Origin of the sequence: Aeromonas sp. QDB03 (assembly GCF_027707985.1) — a bacterium.
Lineage (GTDB): Bacteria > Pseudomonadota > Gammaproteobacteria > Enterobacterales > Aeromonadaceae > Aeromonas > Aeromonas hydrophila.
In genome coordinates this window covers 63,515-78,641 of sequence record NZ_JAPCJG010000003.1, presented here as the reverse complement: position 1 = coordinate 78,641, position 15,127 = coordinate 63,515, and the positions used below count along the sequence as shown (strand labels likewise).

Genomic DNA, 15,127 nt, shown 5'->3' with positions numbered 1-15,127 from the left:
ATGGCTGAAGTCCCACCTGAACCAGCAATCAGGGCGGGATGGCTGAAATCGGGTCAGCAACAGGGCTGACCCAGAGTGCCACCTGATATATAATCCGGCGATTTTCATAGCAGCGACGCACAAGGCATTGATGGAGCTTATCCGCGGTATTCACAATATCAAGCCCCGTCACCGGGGGTGTGTATTGACCATTGGCAACTTTGATGGGGTTCATCAGGGTCATCATGCCGTGCTGTCCCGCCTGCAGGAAAAAGCAGCCCAGCTGGGCCTGCCGGCCTGCGTCATGCTGTTTGAACCGCAGCCGCTGGAGCTGTTTGCCGGGGCCGCGGCGCCGGCCCGCCTTAGCCGCCTGAGGGAGAAGTATGAAGCGCTCAAGGGGATGCAGATCGATCGCATGCTCTGCGTGCGTTTCAATCATCGCTTCGCCGAGCAGTCCGCCACCACCTTCATCGAGCAACTGCTGGTGGAGAAACTCGGCGTGCACTATCTGGTGGTGGGCGACGATTTTCGTTTCGGCAAGGGGCGGGAAGGGGACTTCCACCTGCTGGAAGAGGCCGGCCGGCGCTTCGGTTTCGAGGTGATCAGCACCCAGAGCTTCCAGTTGTCCCGTCAGCGGGTCAGCAGCACGCTGGTGCGCGAGGCCCTCGCGGCCGGCCGCATGGCGGAGGTGGAGCTGATGCTCGGCCGCCCCTATACCATCAGCGGCCGGGTGGCTCACGGCGACAAGCTGGGCCGCACCATAGGTTTTCCCACCGCCAATCTGGCCCTCAAGCGCCAGGTGATCCCGGTCGGTGGCGTGTTCGCGGTGGAAGTGTTATGTTCCGGCAAGACCTTCCCCGGTGTCGCCAATGTGGGTGTACGGCCGACCTTGAGCGGTACACAAGCCAGATTGGAAGTACATCTATTTGATTTTTCTGGCGACCTATATGGTCAACAGGTCAAGGTGCTGCTTCGCCACAAGCTGCGCGAAGAGCAGAAGTTTGCCTCTTTCACCGCCTTGAAAGAGCAGATCGAACGAGATGCCCTGGCGGCCCGAGCCTGGTTCGGGCTGCCACTACTCCATTTACCCAGCACTCTTTTAGAAAAGAAGGGAACCCAGGACTGATGAGCGACTATAAACACACCCTGAATCTTCCGGAAACCGAGTTTCCGATGCGTGGCGATCTGGCCAAGCGCGAACCCAACATGCTGAAACGTTGGTACGATCAGGATCTTTACGGCGCCATTCGCCGCGCCAAAGCGGGCAAGCCTTCGTTCATTCTGCACGATGGCCCCCCCTATGCGAACGGCAGCATTCACATCGGTCACTCGGTCAACAAGATCCTCAAAGACATCATCATCAAGTCCAAGGGCCTCTCCGGTTTCGACTCCCCCTACGTGCCGGGCTGGGATTGCCACGGTCTGCCCATCGAACTGAAAGTAGAAGGCATGGTCGGCAAGCCGGGCGAGAAGGTCTCCGCCGCCGAGTTCCGCGCCGAGTGCCGCAAATACGCCAAGACCCAGATCGAAGCGCAGAAGACCGACTTCATCCGGCTGGGCGTGCTGGGTGACTGGGAACACCCCTACCTGACCATGGATTTTGGCACCGAAGCCAACATCATTCGCTCCATGGCCAAGATCGTTGAAAACGGCCACCTGCACAAAGGTTCCAAGCCGGTGCACTGGTGTACCGACTGTGGCTCCGCCCTGGCGGAAGCCGAAGTGGAGTACTACGACAAGAACTCCCCCTCCATCGATGTGCGCTTCAAGGCCGTCGACGAGGCGGGTGTTGCCGCCAAGTTTGACTGCGCCGAAGGCCACACCGGCAAGGGCCCGATCTCTGCCGTGATCTGGACCACCACCCCCTGGACTCTGCCCGCCAACCGCGGCATCGCCATGCACGCCGATCTGGACTATGCGCTGGTGCAGGTGGAAGGGGAGCATCCCGAGCGCCTGATCCTGGCCGCCGAGCTGGTCAAGGACGTGATGGATCGCGCCGGTATCGAGCAGTTCCACAACCTGGGCTACGCCAAGGGCGCCGCACTCGAGCTGCTGCGCTTCAACCATCCCTTCTACAGCTTCGACGTGCCGGTGGTGCTGGGTGACCACGTCACCCTGGATGCCGGTACCGGTGCCGTACACACCGCACCTGGCCATGGTCAGGAAGACTTCGTGGTCGGTCAGAAGTACGGTCTGGAAGTCGCCAACCCGGTTGGCAGCAACGGCGTGTACCTGCCGGATACCGAACTGTTTGCCGGCCAGCACGTGTTCAAGGCCAACGCCTCCGTGGTCGAGGTGTTGACCGAGCGCGGCGCCCTGCTGCACCACAAGGTGTTCAACCACTCCTACCCGCACTGCTGGCGTCACAAGACCCCGATTATCTTCCGTGCCACCCCGCAGTGGTTCATCAGCATGGAGCAGAAGGGTCTGCGCAAACGCGCGCTGGAGGAGATCGAGCGCATCGAGCAAGACGGCATCCAACAGCACGGCCAGAGTGGCTGGGTGCCGGCCTGGGGTAAAAACCGTATCCAGGCGATGGTCGAGAACCGTCCTGACTGGTGTATCTCCCGTCAGCGTACCTGGGGCGTGCCCATCTCCCTGTTCGTCCACAAGGAGACCCAGGAACTGCACCCGGAATCCGTGCGCCTGATGCACGAAGTCGCCAAGCGGGTCGAACAGTCCGGCATTCAGGCCTGGTGGGATCTGGACAAGGCCGAACTGCTGGGCAGCGACGCCGACCTGTACGACAAGGTGCCCGATACCCTGGACGTCTGGTTTGACTCAGGTTCGACCCACTCCTCCGTGGTCGACGCCCGTCCCGAGTTCAACGGCAACCCGGCCGACATGTATCTGGAAGGCTCTGACCAGCATCGCGGCTGGTTCATGTCCTCCCTGATGATCGGCGTGGCGATGAAAGACAAGGCTCCCTACAACCAGGTGCTGACTCACGGCTTCACCGTGGATGGCCAGGGTCGCAAGATGTCCAAGTCCATCGGCAACGTGGTGAGCCCGCAGGACGTGATGAACAAGCTGGGTGCCGACATCCTGCGTCTGTGGGTCGCCAGCACCGACTACACCGGCGAGATGACCGTCTCCGACGAGATCCTCAAGCGCTCTGCCGACGCCTATCGCCGTATCCGCAACACTGCCCGCTTCCTACTGGCCAACCTGAACGGCTTCAATCCGGCGACCGACATGGTGGCGCCTGCCGACATGGTGGTGGTGGATCGCTGGGCCGTGGGTCGTGCCAAAGCGGTACAGGCTGAGATCATGGCGGCGTTCGACGAGTACAACTTCCACGGTGTGACCCAGAAGCTGATGCAGTTCTGCTCCATCGAGATGGGCTCCTTCTACCTGGACGTCATCAAGGACCGTCAGTACACCGCCAAGGCTGACAGCCTGGCCCGTCGCTCCTGCCAGACCGCCCTGTATCACATCGCCGAGGCCATGGTGCGCTGGATGGCGCCGATCATGAGCTTCACCGCCGACGAGATCTGGGCGCTGCTGCCGGGTGAGCGCGGCGAGTTCGTGTTCACCGAGGAGTGGTATGACGGCCTGTTCGGGCTGGAAGCGGGTGAAACCCTCAACGACGATTTCTGGGCCGAGATCCTCACCGTGCGCGGTGAAGTGAACAAGGCGCTGGAAGTGGCTCGTGGCGAGAAGCGCATCGGTGGCTCCCTGCAGGCTGAGCTGACCCTGTTCGCCAAGCCGGCACTGGCTGCGCGTCTTAACGCCCTGGCCGATGAGCTTCGCTTCGTGTTGCTCACCTCCAAGGCCAAGGTTGTCAGCGTCGATGCCGCCCCGGCAGACGCCGTGGCGACCGAGCGCGATGACCTGTGGCTGAGCGTGGCCCAGTCTGCCGCCGCCAAGTGCGACCGCTGCTGGCACCATGTGGAAGACGTGGGCACCATCGCTGGTCACGAAGAGATCTGTGGCCGCTGCGTCACCAACGTCGAGGGTGACGGCGAAACTCGTCAATTTGCCTGATGAACATGACTCACCATAAAAGCGGCCTGCGTTGGCTGTGGCTGGCAGTGCTGGCATTTGTACTGGACCAGGGGAGCAAGCTCGCTGTGGTCAAGCTGCTGCCATTTGGCTACCCGGGGGTGGAGATCACCCCCTTCTTCAACTTGGTCCATGTCTACAACAAGGGGGCGGCTTTCAGCTTCCTGGCTGATCAGGGCGGCTGGCAGCGCTGGTTCTTCGCGGTGCTGGCGTTTGCCATCTGCGGCTTGCTGATCCACTGGCTGCGCAAGCAGTCCGTCGCTCAGCGCTGGAGCGGCATCGCCTACTCGCTGATCATCGGCGGGGCGCTCGGCAACGTGTTTGACCGGCTGGTGCTGGGTCACGTGGTCGATTTCCTTGATTTCTACTGGCAGCGCGCCCACTGGCCGGCGTTCAACTTGGCCGACAGCTTCATCTTCATCGGCGCCGCCATGATAGTGCTGGACGGTTTTCGCAGTGAGAAGAAGAAGGACGTGACGCCATGAGCCAGCCGATTGCGGCAGACAGCAGCGTGCTGTTCCACTTCGCCATCAAGCTGGAAGATGGCTCGGTGGCCGACAGCACTGCGCTGCAAGGCAAGCCTGCCCGCCTGCGGATGGGCGATGGCAGCCTGACCTCCAGTTTCGAGCAGTGCCTGCTGGGGCTGCGCGAAGGGGAGAACAAGAGCTTCACGCTGGCACCGGAAGAGGCCTTCGGCCTCTCCAATCCCGACAATATCTACCATCTGGACCGCGCCAAGTTCGGTGCCGATGTAGAGCCCAAGGTCGGCACCATCATCCTGTTCGACCAGCCCAACGGCAGCGAGCTGCCGGGTATCATCCGGGCGGTGGCAGGGATGTCGGTGACGGTCGATTTCAACCATCCCCTGGCCGGTCACACCGTCACGTTCGAGGTGGAGATCCTGGGGGTTGATGACGAGGAAGCGGTTCACTGATGAATATTCTTCTGGCCAATCCCCGTGGTTTCTGTGCCGGTGTCGACCGGGCGATCAGCATCGTCGAGAGCGCGCTGGAGAAGTTTGGCGCCCCCATCTATGTCCGTCACGAGGTGGTGCACAACCGCTACGTGGTGAACAAGCTCAAGGAGGCGGGCGCCGTCTTCGTCGAAGAGCTGGATGAGGTGCCGGACGACAGCATCGTCATCTTCTCCGCTCACGGCGTCTCCAAGGCGGTGCGCGAGATGGCCAAGTCCCGAGCCCTCAAGGTGTTCGATGCCACTTGCCCGCTGGTGACCAAGGTGCACATGGAGGTCCATCGCGCCAGCCGCAAGGGCTCCGAGGCCGTGCTCATCGGTCATGCTGGCCACCCCGAGGTGATCGGCACCATGGGTCAGTACGAGAATCGCGAGGGGGGCATGTATCTGGTGGAGACGCCGGAAGACGTGGCTAAGCTCAAGGTGAAGAACCCGGATGACCTCTGCTTCGTCACCCAGACCACCCTCAGCGTGGACGAGACCTCGGACGTCATCGATGCCTTGCGTGTCCACTTCCCCAAGATCCAGGGGCCGCGCAAGGACGACATCTGCTACGCCACCCAGAACCGCCAGGATGCGGTGCGGGAGATGGCGGGGCTGGTGGACGCCATGCTGGTGGTGGGGTCGCGCAACTCCTCCAACTCCAACCGCTTGCGGGAGCTGGCCGAGAAGGTGGGTGCCAAAGCCTATCTCATCGACGATGCCTCCATGATCGAGCCCGACTGGCTGGCGGGAGTAGAGGCGATCGGTGTCACCGCCGGCGCTTCCGCCCCCGAGGTGCTGGTGCAGTCGGTCATCACGCGCTTGCGCGAGCTGGGCGGCAAGGTGGTGGCCGAGCATCCCGGTCGTGAAGAGAACGTGGTGTTTGAGGTGCCGCCGGAGCTGCGCATCCTTTGAGTCAGCCATCCCGTGCGGGATAGTGCCACGAGTGCCTGAGCCACCTCCTGTGAGGTGGCTTTTTCATGGGCGATTCTTATGACTCTTGTTGTCCGGTTTGTGGCGAGATTGCCGCGAAATTTGATGATGTATGTCCAAGATCTGAGTAGATTGAATTGCAAGCGAAGGTCTGCGGTCTAGACTGCTGATGATCTTCTCATCTGGCTTGATGGCACATGGATATGCGAACGAGCCTCCCCGACAAAATCAGAGCGAAACAGGATGTTTTTGCGTTCAGGTTTTAGCCTCATCGAGCTGATGGTCACCGTTGCGCTCATCTCTATCCTGCTGACGTTGGGAGTTCCCTCCTTTAGCGCGATATTGCGCAACATGACGCTGACCAGCCAGGCCAACAACTTTGTGGCCGCCATCAACCTCGCCCGCTCCGAAGCCATTCGCCGCAATACCGCGGTCACGCTCTCCGCAACCGCCAGCAACCTGACCCAGAACCACTGGGAATCGGGCTGGCAGATCTGGGTCGACCGCAACGGCAATGGCACCCTCGACAACGGCGAATTGCTGCGGCTCTTTCCCGACATGGGTGCCGGCACCCTGGTCAGCAATACGTCGCTGGTACGCTTCAGTGGCAATGGCTTTCTCGACGGGCGTCAGCAGGTGGCGCTGGTGTTCTCTCTGCAGCCGCCGGAGTGTGCCCAAGAGGCCTCGCGCGACATCACGATCACCCCGGCCGGGCGCCCATCCATCGTGGAGACCAGCTGCATATGAAACGACATCAGGGGGTATCTCTGCTTGAGATCATGATCGCCGTGCTGGTGCTGTCGATCGGCATTCTCGGCATGGCAACCCTGCAGTTACAGGCGCTCAAGAGCAATCAATCGGCGCTCACCCGCACAGAAGCGACCCAGTTCGGCTACATGATCACTGACATGATGCGGGCCAATCGCAGCGCGGCCCTGCTCGGCCAATACAATGTCGGGCTGGGAGAGGCTGTCTCCGGCAGCTCGATGGCGATACAGGATGTGCAGTACTGGAAACAGGCGCTGACCGGCCTGCCGGGCGGTGACGGCGCCATTGCCGTCAGTGCCGGGCAGGCGACCATCACCATCCAGTGGGATGCCAGCCGGCTGGCTACCGAGCCTGCGCTGCGCAGCATGACCCTGAGGACGGATCTGTGAGCGGGCGGCGCACCTTGTTGCGTCAGGCCGGCGTCGGTCTGGTGGAGGTGATGATCGCCCTGCTGCTGTCACTGCTGACGGTCGGGGTCATCATTCAGGTGCTGCTTGGCAACCACAAAACCTATCTGACCGGCGAGGCCATCGCCCGGGTTCAGGAGGACAGCCGGTTTGCCGTCAATTTGCTGCAGCAGGAGCTGCGGATGGTGGGCTACCAGGGTTGCCTCAGCAAGCAGGGGGTCAATATCACCAACACCCTTAACGGTGGTACGGCGCTGCCCTACAACTTCACCGTCCATCTGCGCGGCTATGACAATGTCACTGCGACGCTGCCCACGGCGTTGTCGGCCCTGTTTACCGCTGCCGAGCCCAAACCCAAACCGGGAACCGACGTGCTGCTGGTGCAGGGGCCGACCGGCGCCGGGGTGCCGGTCACTCGCAACAACAGCGCCGCCCAGCTGTTCGTGCAGCAACTCTCCAGCAAGGCCAACTACTGCGGTACCGGCAAGCAGGGCTACAGCGACCTGTGCGAGGGGGACATCGTCATGGTGTCCGACTGTCAGAAGGCGCGGATCTTCCAGATCACCCAGACCCAGGTGGTGGGTGGCGGCAGTGAGATCAACATCGGCCACTCCAACGACAACAAATATACCCCTGGCAATGCCGTCAGCTCCTGGGGAGGTGCCAGCAGCCCGGTCGAAGAGCGCTTCGGTGCCGGCTCGGTATTGAGCCGGATGGAGACCCGGATCTATTACATTGCCCGCCCCTCTGCCAATGCGCCCTATGCCCTGTATCGCAAGAGCGGTCTGGCTGCGGGCATGCTGCTGGTGGACGGGGTCACCGATGTTCAGCTGACCTTCGGCGAGGATCAGAACCGGGATCGGGCGGCGGATCGCTATGTGAGCGCCGCCAGCAACCCGAACTGGGACAACGTGCTGGGGATCGGCGTTCAGCTGTTGATGCGCAGCGGTCAGGGCAATGTGGTATCGGATCCGCAGGCCATCAGCTTTGCCGGCGCCACCTTCCAGGCTGTCGACAATCACTGGTACTGGGTGGCCGAAACCACGGTCGCTCTGCGCAACCGGCTGCCATGAGGAAGGAGGCATGATGGCTCGACAAGGGGGAATGGCGTTGGTGATCAGCCTGATTTTTCTTGCTGTGGTGAGCCTGCTGGCAATGGCCAGCATGCAGAGCGCCCTGCTGCAGGAGAAGATGGCGGGCAACCAGAAGGAGTCACAGCAGGCGCTGCAGGCGGCGGAGGCGGCGCTGCGTGCTGCCGAGCGCTATCTGGAGGCGGGCAGTTCAGGCCCCTACGACAACAGTGCCGGCCTCTATGAGTTCGTCAGCGTGGCGGTGGATCCCGCCTCTCCCTCCACGGCCTGGCGCACCTATGCCAATAGCGGCCTGACCGGACGGGCCCCCGAATATTTTATCGAGCGGTTGCCCTATACCCAGGGCAGCAACGAGAGTCTGGCGGTTGACGAGCCCATCAGCGAGCGCCGCCTCTATCGCATCACGGCAAGGGGATTCGGACTCTCGGACGAGAGCCGGGTGCTGTTGCAATCGACCTACAGCCGCTAGGAGAACAACCCATGCGTGCATCTGGCTACGGACTCTCGGCCCTGCTGCTCTGCTCCCAGGTGCAGGCAGCCCTCGACATTGCCCAGGTTCCCCTCTATCTCGGAACCCGGGCCGAACCCAACATCATGTTCAGTCTCGATGACTCAGGTTCGATGCACTTCGAGTTGATGCCGGAGGGGTTGATCGAGAACAGCGCTCGCTACGTCTATCCCAGAGCCGACAATGTCTATGGCAGCGAGGATTATGACAACCGGACCGTGACCTTCACCAGCAGCAACGACCGCAACGCCTATACCCGCTCAAGCAACAACAACAAACTCTACTACAACCCGCAGCAGAGCTATCGGCCCTGGGCCAAGGCAGACGGCACCCTGATGGCGAATGCCAGCGTCAGCTGTGCACCGCACAACCCCTTCAATACCACGGCCGGCTGTCGAGATCTGACCAAGAACAACCGCTCCAAGTCCCTGCGTTACTACACCGGGTTCTCCTCCACTGACTACAACGACGATGAAACCTTCTGGCCTGCCGTCTACTTTGCCTACAAGGGCAGTGGCGACGTGAAGAAGGTGGGCAGCTATACCCGGGTGGAGATAAAGTCCGGCAGTACCTATGGCGGACGCCCCAATCGCAGCGATTGCAAAAGCGCCCCCGTTTGTACCTATGACGAGGAGATCCAGAATTTCGCCAACTGGTACACCTACTACCGCTCCCGGATCCTGGCGGCTCGTGCCGGGGTCGGCCGTGCTTTTGCAAGCCAGGGGCAGGCCCTGCGGGTGGGGTTTGCCACCATCAATGCCAGCGGCAGCGTGATCCGCGGGGTTGCACCTTTTTCCGGCACCGATCGCAGCGCCTTTTTCAGCGACCTCTACAGCCGCGATATTCCGGCCGCCGGCACACCGCTGCGCACCAGCCTGAAAGATGTGGGGGAGTACTTCTCCCGCACCGACAACAACGGCCCCTGGGCGGCCAGTGCCGGCAGCACCTTGCCCCACCTCACCTGCCGGCAGAGTTACAACATCCTGATGACCGATGGCTACTGGAACGGGGATACCCCCTCGGTAGGGGATCTGGACAAGGATGGTTACAGCAATACCCTGGCCGACGTGGCCTACAAATACTGGAAAACCGACCTGCGTGCCGATCTGGCCGACAAGGTGCCGACCAGCACGGCGGATCCCGCCAACTGGCAGCATCTGGTCAATTTTACCGTTGGACTCGGGGTCAACGGGTCGCTCAATCCGGCCAACGGCATCCCGAACAGCTGGCCCAATCCCCATGATCCGGATGACAAGGAGTACAAGAACGCGACCTACATTCCGGAGTACAAGATCGATGACCTGTGGCACGCGGCACTCAACAGCAAGGGCAGCTTTTTCAGCGCGGGCGACCCCGACATCTTTGCCGCAGCCCTGAGCAGCACCCTGGCCCAGATCGCGGCCCGCAACAGCTCCGCCAGCTCGGTGACCGCCAACGCCACCCGGCTGGACAGCAATACCCACATCTACCAGGCCCGCTACAACAGCGGCGACTGGTCGGGGCAACTTATCTCCATCCCCCTCAACAGCGATGGGTCGCTGGGCAACATGGCCTGGGATGCCGCAACCCTGATCCCGGCACACACCTCCCGCAGCATCTTTACTCGACAAAACGGGGTCGGCATTCCCTTCACCTGGGCCGATCTCAATGCCACCAACCGTGCCCTGTTCAACCTTGCCGGCGACAGCCAGGGGGAAAACCGGGTTGCCTACTTGCGCGGCGATCGCAGTCGCGAGCAGAGCAATGGCGGTCTGTTTCGCAGCCGCAGCGATCTGCTGGGGGACATCATCAACTCGGATCCCGTCTATGTCGGCAGCCGGGATTACGGCTACGGCAGCGCCACCGGCCTGACCCAGGCGGAGCGGGACGGTTATCTGAGTTTCCTCGGTTCGACGGCTATTCGCAGCCGCACCCCCATGCTCTACGTGGGGGCCAATGACGGCATGCTGCACGGTTTCAGGGTTGCCAACGGGGTGGAGACCCTGGCCTACATCCCTGCCAGCCTGTTGGGGGATTTGAATCTGCTCACCAAGCCGGACTACAGCCATCGTTACTATGTCGATGGCACGGCCAAGGTAGGCGATGCCTATCTTGGCAGCAGCTGGAAAACCGTGCTGCTGGGATCGACCGGTGCCGGTGGCAAGGCCGTGTTTGCCATCGACGTGACGGCGCCGGACAGCTTCACCGCTGACAAGATGCTGTGGGAGTTTACCAATGCCGAGATGGGGGTGGCGCTGGCAGCGCCGACCCTGGTTCGGGTCAAATCCGGCAACAAATGGGTGGCGCTGGTGGCCAACGGCTACAACAGCACCAGCCAAACGGCGCGCCTGTTCGTGCTGGATCTGGCGACCGGCGCGGTGATCAAGGAGATAGACACCCAGGTGGGCTCGGCCAGCGAGCCCAATGGTCTCTCATCCCCCTTGCCGGTAGACGAGGATGGCGACCGGGTGGCGGACTATGTCTACGCCGGCGATCTGCAGGGCAATCTGTGGAAATTCGATTTGACCGACAACAACAGCGCCCAGTGGGGGAGTGCCTTCAAGACCGGCAACAAGCCAAAACCGCTGTTTCAGGCGTGCAACGGAACCTGCTCCGCCAGCACGCGTCAACCCGTCACCATGCGCCCGCTGGCCATCCGTCATCCCAAAGGGGGCATCATGGTGCTGATGGGAACGGGCAGCTATTTCACCAATGACGACAAGTTGCTGCCGGCGACCCCTAGGCTGGAAGCCGTCTACGGCATCTGGGATACGGGGGCTAGCGTACTCAGCAGCCAGCTGTTGCAGCAGAGCATTACCCACGAATACTCCGCCAATGGCACTACCATCAAGTTCAACGTGAGGGTGGTGTCCAACACGGCGGTCAACTACACCAGCCAGAAAGGGTGGTATCTGGTGCTCAAATCCCCTGCGCTGAGCAAGGGGGTGGGGGAGCGAGCCGTGTCAGAAATGCTTTATCGCAACAAGCGGCTGATCTTCAACACCCTGATCCCCTCGGCGGACGCCTGTGACTTCGGTGGGCGCTCCTGGTTGATGGAGCTGGATCCTGTCTCGGGAGCGCGTCTGACCTACTCGGTGTTCGACGTCAATGGCGATGGCGCGGTCAACGATGACGACTATGTAGGGATCAAGGACAGTGGCGGCAACGACATCAAGGTGCCGGTCAGCGGCAAGCAGTTTGACGAGCTCACCACGACGCCAAGCGTGGTGGAAGATGCCGACATGGAGCGCAAGTACATCAGTGGCTCCAGCGGCAACATATCGGTCACGCTGGAAGAGGGGGCGGGTGATCTGGGTGGTCGCCAATCCTGGTTGCAACTGGAGTAGAGGTGGAGATGGAACGTGGATTTTCCCTGATGGAGCTGATGATTGCGGTAGCCGTGATGGCCATTCTGACCGTGATCGCCTATCCCAGTTACAACAGCTACATGGCCTCTGCCAAACGGGCCGAAGCCAAGGCCGCCCTGCTGGAGGCGGCGCAATACATGGAGCGACAGTTTACCGCCGACGGCAACTATGATGGTGGCAACCTGGCCTCCGCCGGGCTGGCTACCTTGCCCAGGGATGGCGGGACTGCCTATTACAATCTGGCACTCAATGCCAGCGGCGCCAGCTATACCCTGACGGCGATCCCGACCGGGGTGATGAACGGCGATCCTTGCGGCCTGCTGACCCTTGATCAGGGCGGACAGCAGGGGGTATCGATGGCCAGCATGACGGCAGCCGAGTGCTGGTAGTCTGTCACCAGCAGGCAGCAGGAGTCTTGGTATCGGCCTTGTTGAGGGTCAGGGTATCGCAGGCGGTGCTGCCACTCTTGTCGCCTACCTGTGCCCCCTTGCTGGTGGCGATCAGGGTATAGCCGGTTGCGGTGGCACCTGAAATGGAGAAGTCATAGTAGCTGCTGGTGGGGTTGCCCACTTGGGATGGGGTGGCGCTGTAACTGGTATTGGAAACCCGGAACTCTTCCTGTTTCAGCTGCATGCTGAGCAAGCCCTTGAGCGCTTCGGCCCGGCGGGATTTGCGCAAGCCATCGGTGAAGCTGGGATAGGCAACAGACGCTATGATGGCGACGATGGCGACCACGACGATCAGTTCAAGCAAGGTGATTCCGGACTGTTTGATTCTCATGGGGCGGCATGCTTCGTGAAACAGGTTGATACTATAGGATAGTACTGACAGTAGACCCTACTGGCACGTGCAAAAAGAAAGGAGTCTTGAGCTGATGGAAGGCAGAAAGGGCAGATCCGCCGGTTTTACCCTGATAGAGCTGATGGTTGCCCTGTCCTTGGTCGCCCTGTTGCTGACCGTGGCCATCCCCAGTTATCAATCCCTGCGCCAGGATCAGATGGTCAAGGCGGCCACCCAGGCGGTCTACACCGACATGATGCTGCTCAAGTCCGAAGCGCTCAAACGCAACAGCAATTTGCAAATGATCCTGTTCAACAGCGGCACCGACAGCTGGTGCTATCGCATCAGCATCGATGGCAGTTGCGCCAGTTGCAGCGACACCTGTTCCAGCATCGAGGGACGCAAAGGCGCTGATGCCAGTGAATTTCCTGGGATCATTCTGACGGGCACCTACACGGAGTCCTCAAGCCAGATACGTCCCATCAGCTTCTCCCCCCGGCGCGGTACCTTGCCAAGCGGCAGCATCACGGTGAGCTCCTCGGCCGCCAGTATGAAGGTTGTCACCAACAACCTTGGGCGGGTACGTACCTGTGCCGTCAGCAACCTGGTGGGAGAGGTGGCATGCAACTGAAAATGTGGGGTTTCAACCTGGTTGAGTTGATGGTGGCCATGGTAGCGGGCTTGCTGCTGGTGGCTGCAGTCATTTCGCTGTTTGCCACCATTCTCAAGGCCAATTACACCGCCATGCAGACCAGCCGCCTGAATCAGGAAGTTCAGTTGCTGACGGACATGATGGCACGAGATATCCAGCGAGCGGGGTATGACGCCAACGCCACCCAGTTTCTTGCCGCCCCTTCTGGCAGCCGATCCAGTTTCTATTTCGATGCGGCAGCGGATCTGATGAGTGAAACCGCGACGGGCTCTGGCCTGTATACCTGTATCAGGGTGCGCTATGACAACGATGAAAATGGGGTACTGAGCAGTGATGACACCCTGGTTTACAGCTACAGCAGTGCTGACAAGGGGATCAAGCAGGGGACCGGGACTACTACCTGTGGCAATGGCAGTCTGATCTCCAGCGACGATACCGTAGAAATCACCGCCATGACGTTCAGGCTCCTGCCAAGCAGTCAGGTCAGCGGGGCGAGGGCGCTGCAATTGATGGTGAGCGGGCGGTTCAAGGCCACGCCGGCACTGACGCTGAATCTGCAGCGGGATATCAAACTGCGCAATGATGGGTACTGACATGAGCCGACAAGCCGGTTTTACCACCTTCACCATCACTTTGTTGCTGGTGCTGATCTTGCTGGGCATTTCACTGCTGGTTGGCAAGATGCTGGTGGCCGATCGGCGAGTGACCCTCAACGAGGTGCTCTATCGTCAGGCCATGGCAATGGCGGAAGTGGGTCTGGCCGATGGACTGGGACGGTTGACGCTGGACCCGAGCTGGAGGACCAGCGGGGCCACGACTACCTTGACCACGGGCAGCTATACCCTGTCATCTTCTGACGATACTGCCATCACGGTGGGGTCGGTGGTCGTGACGCCGGTAAGGGTTCGTTCCCAGGCGACTCTCAGCAACAGCCAGGCCCAGGCGGCAGTCGAAACCAAGGTTGTACGTTTCAGCGTACTGGCCGGCTCTCCTGCCGCGCCTCTGACCGTGGCTGGCGGCATGGCGGTCGGCGGCAACTTTACCATAGTGGCCAATCCCAATGGTGGCGGGCTGGGGGTACCACTGTCGGTCTGGACCAGCGGCAACGTCGATCTAATAACGGGGACCGGACAGACTTGTCATCAGGGGGACTACGACGGCGGCTGTTCGGCCAACATCAGCCAGAAGGGGGACAAGCAGCCGGATATCAAGGATAACGATACTGCCTTCCCGACCGATCTGGTCTGGTATCTGTTCAATGAAAAGGATGATGCCAACGGCTGGGCCAATCTGGAGGCCAGGGCGACCCAGAAGCTGACGGACTGCAGCTCGCTTGGTCCAGCCTCAACCGGCCTCATCATTGTGGATGGGGACTGCAAGCCCTCCTCCAACGTCGGCTCCGCAACGGCGCCTGTGATTCTCATCGTGCGCAATGGCAATCTGGCGGTCAACGGCAATACGGTGCTGTATGGTTTGGTATTTGCCTACTCATCCAACCCTGCTGCTGCCGGGACGGACGTGAAGCTGACCGGTGGGGCCATCGTGTATGGCGCCATGGTTTCCAACTATCAACTGGGCAACGCCAACGGTACCTACGATGCCAAGTATGATGCCAGTGTCCTGAGCAACATCTCGAATGGTGCCGCATTCCAGATTGTCAATCAGGTGCCCGGCAGCTGGCGAGACTGGTAAGGGGATATGGA

At 61.0% G+C, this 15,127-nt stretch carries 16 protein-coding genes; 14 read left to right on the top strand and 2 right to left on the bottom strand.

What is annotated here, in order from left to right; translation table 11 throughout:
• Nucleotides 1-28 precede the first annotated feature (28 nt).
• On the bottom strand, nt 29-226 hold the full coding sequence (locus PG900_RS09490; protein WP_270798284.1) for a hypothetical protein: 198 nt from the start codon (nt 224-226) through the stop codon (nt 29-31).
• On the opposite strand from PG900_RS09490, the gene ribF reads away from it, so the two are divergent.
• The 11 genes from ribF to tppA all read left to right on the top strand — a co-directional run bounded on the left by ribF (nt 131) and on the right by tppA (nt 12,381).
• On the top strand, nt 131-1,105 hold the full coding sequence (gene ribF / locus PG900_RS09485; RefSeq protein WP_017409028.1) for a bifunctional riboflavin kinase/FAD synthetase: 975 nt from the start codon (nt 131-133) through the stop codon (nt 1,103-1,105). The two genes, PG900_RS09490 and ribF, sit on opposite strands and share 96 nt — an antisense overlap.
• Complete coding sequence (ileS, locus tag PG900_RS09480; RefSeq protein ID WP_270831346.1) at nt 1,105-3,966, top strand: isoleucine--tRNA ligase; 2,862 nt, start codon at nt 1,105-1,107, stop codon at nt 3,964-3,966. Before ribF ends, ileS begins: the two co-directional genes overlap by 1 nt.
• Nucleotides 3,966-4,469, top strand: coding sequence for a signal peptidase II (gene lspA / locus PG900_RS09475; RefSeq protein ID WP_270798075.1), 504 nt, complete (start codon nt 3,966-3,968; stop codon nt 4,467-4,469). Before ileS ends, lspA begins: the two co-directional genes overlap by 1 nt.
• A complete protein-coding gene (fkpB, locus tag PG900_RS09470) occupies nt 4,466-4,918 on the top strand; it encodes an FKBP-type peptidyl-prolyl cis-trans isomerase (protein WP_270798074.1) in 453 nt (150 codons plus the stop codon). The genes lspA and fkpB overlap by 4 nt, the downstream gene beginning before the upstream one ends.
• On the top strand, nt 4,918-5,853 hold the full coding sequence (gene ispH / locus PG900_RS09465) for a 4-hydroxy-3-methylbut-2-enyl diphosphate reductase (RefSeq protein ID WP_017409030.1): 936 nt from the start codon (nt 4,918-4,920) through the stop codon (nt 5,851-5,853). Before fkpB ends, ispH begins: the two co-directional genes overlap by 1 nt.
• A 261-nt stretch (nt 5,854-6,114) precedes the next feature.
• Nucleotides 6,115-6,618 carry a type IVa pilus pseudopilin TppE gene (tppE, locus tag PG900_RS09460; RefSeq protein ID WP_011704647.1) on the top strand — a complete coding sequence of 168 codons (504 nt, stop codon included), beginning with the start codon at nt 6,115-6,117 and terminating at the stop codon, nt 6,616-6,618.
• A complete protein-coding gene (gene tppB / locus PG900_RS09455; protein ID WP_016349429.1) occupies nt 6,615-7,028 on the top strand; it encodes a type IVa pilus pseudopilin TppB in 414 nt (137 codons plus the stop codon). Before tppE ends, tppB begins: the two co-directional genes overlap by 4 nt.
• Nucleotides 7,025-8,119: a PilW family protein gene (locus PG900_RS09450; RefSeq protein WP_270798073.1), complete on the top strand. Its 1,095-nt coding sequence runs from the start codon at nt 7,025-7,027 to the stop codon at nt 8,117-8,119. The genes tppB and PG900_RS09450 overlap by 4 nt, the downstream gene beginning before the upstream one ends.
• 13 nt (nt 8,120-8,132) lie before the next feature.
• Nucleotides 8,133-8,606: a pilus assembly PilX family protein gene (locus PG900_RS09445; RefSeq protein WP_230581672.1), complete on the top strand. Its 474-nt coding sequence runs from the start codon at nt 8,133-8,135 to the stop codon at nt 8,604-8,606.
• A gap of 11 nt (nt 8,607-8,617) precedes the next feature.
• Nucleotides 8,618-11,971 carry a pilus assembly protein gene (locus PG900_RS09440; protein ID WP_270798072.1) on the top strand — a complete coding sequence of 1,118 codons (3,354 nt, stop codon included), beginning with the start codon at nt 8,618-8,620 and terminating at the stop codon, nt 11,969-11,971.
• Between the two features lie 8 nt (nt 11,972-11,979).
• The gene (gene tppA, locus PG900_RS09435; protein WP_024944566.1) at nt 11,980-12,381 is read left to right on the top strand and encodes a type IVa pilus pseudopilin TppA; all 402 of its coding nucleotides are present in this window, start codon (nt 11,980-11,982) and stop codon (nt 12,379-12,381) included.
• A 4-nt stretch (nt 12,382-12,385) separates the two neighbouring features.
• Here tppA and PG900_RS09430 read toward each other — a convergent pair whose 3' ends face one another.
• A complete protein-coding gene (locus tag PG900_RS09430) occupies nt 12,386-12,772 on the bottom strand; it encodes a type IV pilin protein (RefSeq protein WP_016349434.1) in 387 nt (128 codons plus the stop codon).
• A 94-nt stretch (nt 12,773-12,866) separates the two neighbouring features.
• Here PG900_RS09430 and PG900_RS09425 point away from each other — a divergent pair, with 94 nt between their 5' ends.
• From PG900_RS09425 to PG900_RS09415, 3 genes are read left to right on the top strand one after another with little or no spacing between them, the layout of a single operon-like run.
• Nucleotides 12,867-13,403 (top strand): GspH/FimT family pseudopilin, encoded by a 537-nt coding sequence (locus PG900_RS09425; protein WP_118881922.1) that lies wholly within the window; start codon nt 12,867-12,869, stop codon nt 13,401-13,403.
• A complete protein-coding gene (locus PG900_RS09420) occupies nt 13,394-14,017 on the top strand; it encodes a PilW family protein (RefSeq protein ID WP_270798071.1) in 624 nt (207 codons plus the stop codon). Before PG900_RS09425 ends, PG900_RS09420 begins: the two co-directional genes overlap by 10 nt.
• 1 nt (nt 14,018) lies before the next feature.
• Complete coding sequence (locus PG900_RS09415; protein ID WP_045529160.1) at nt 14,019-15,116, top strand: PilX N-terminal domain-containing pilus assembly protein; 1,098 nt, start codon at nt 14,019-14,021, stop codon at nt 15,114-15,116.
• The last annotated feature ends 11 nt before the right edge of the window (nt 15,117-15,127 follow it).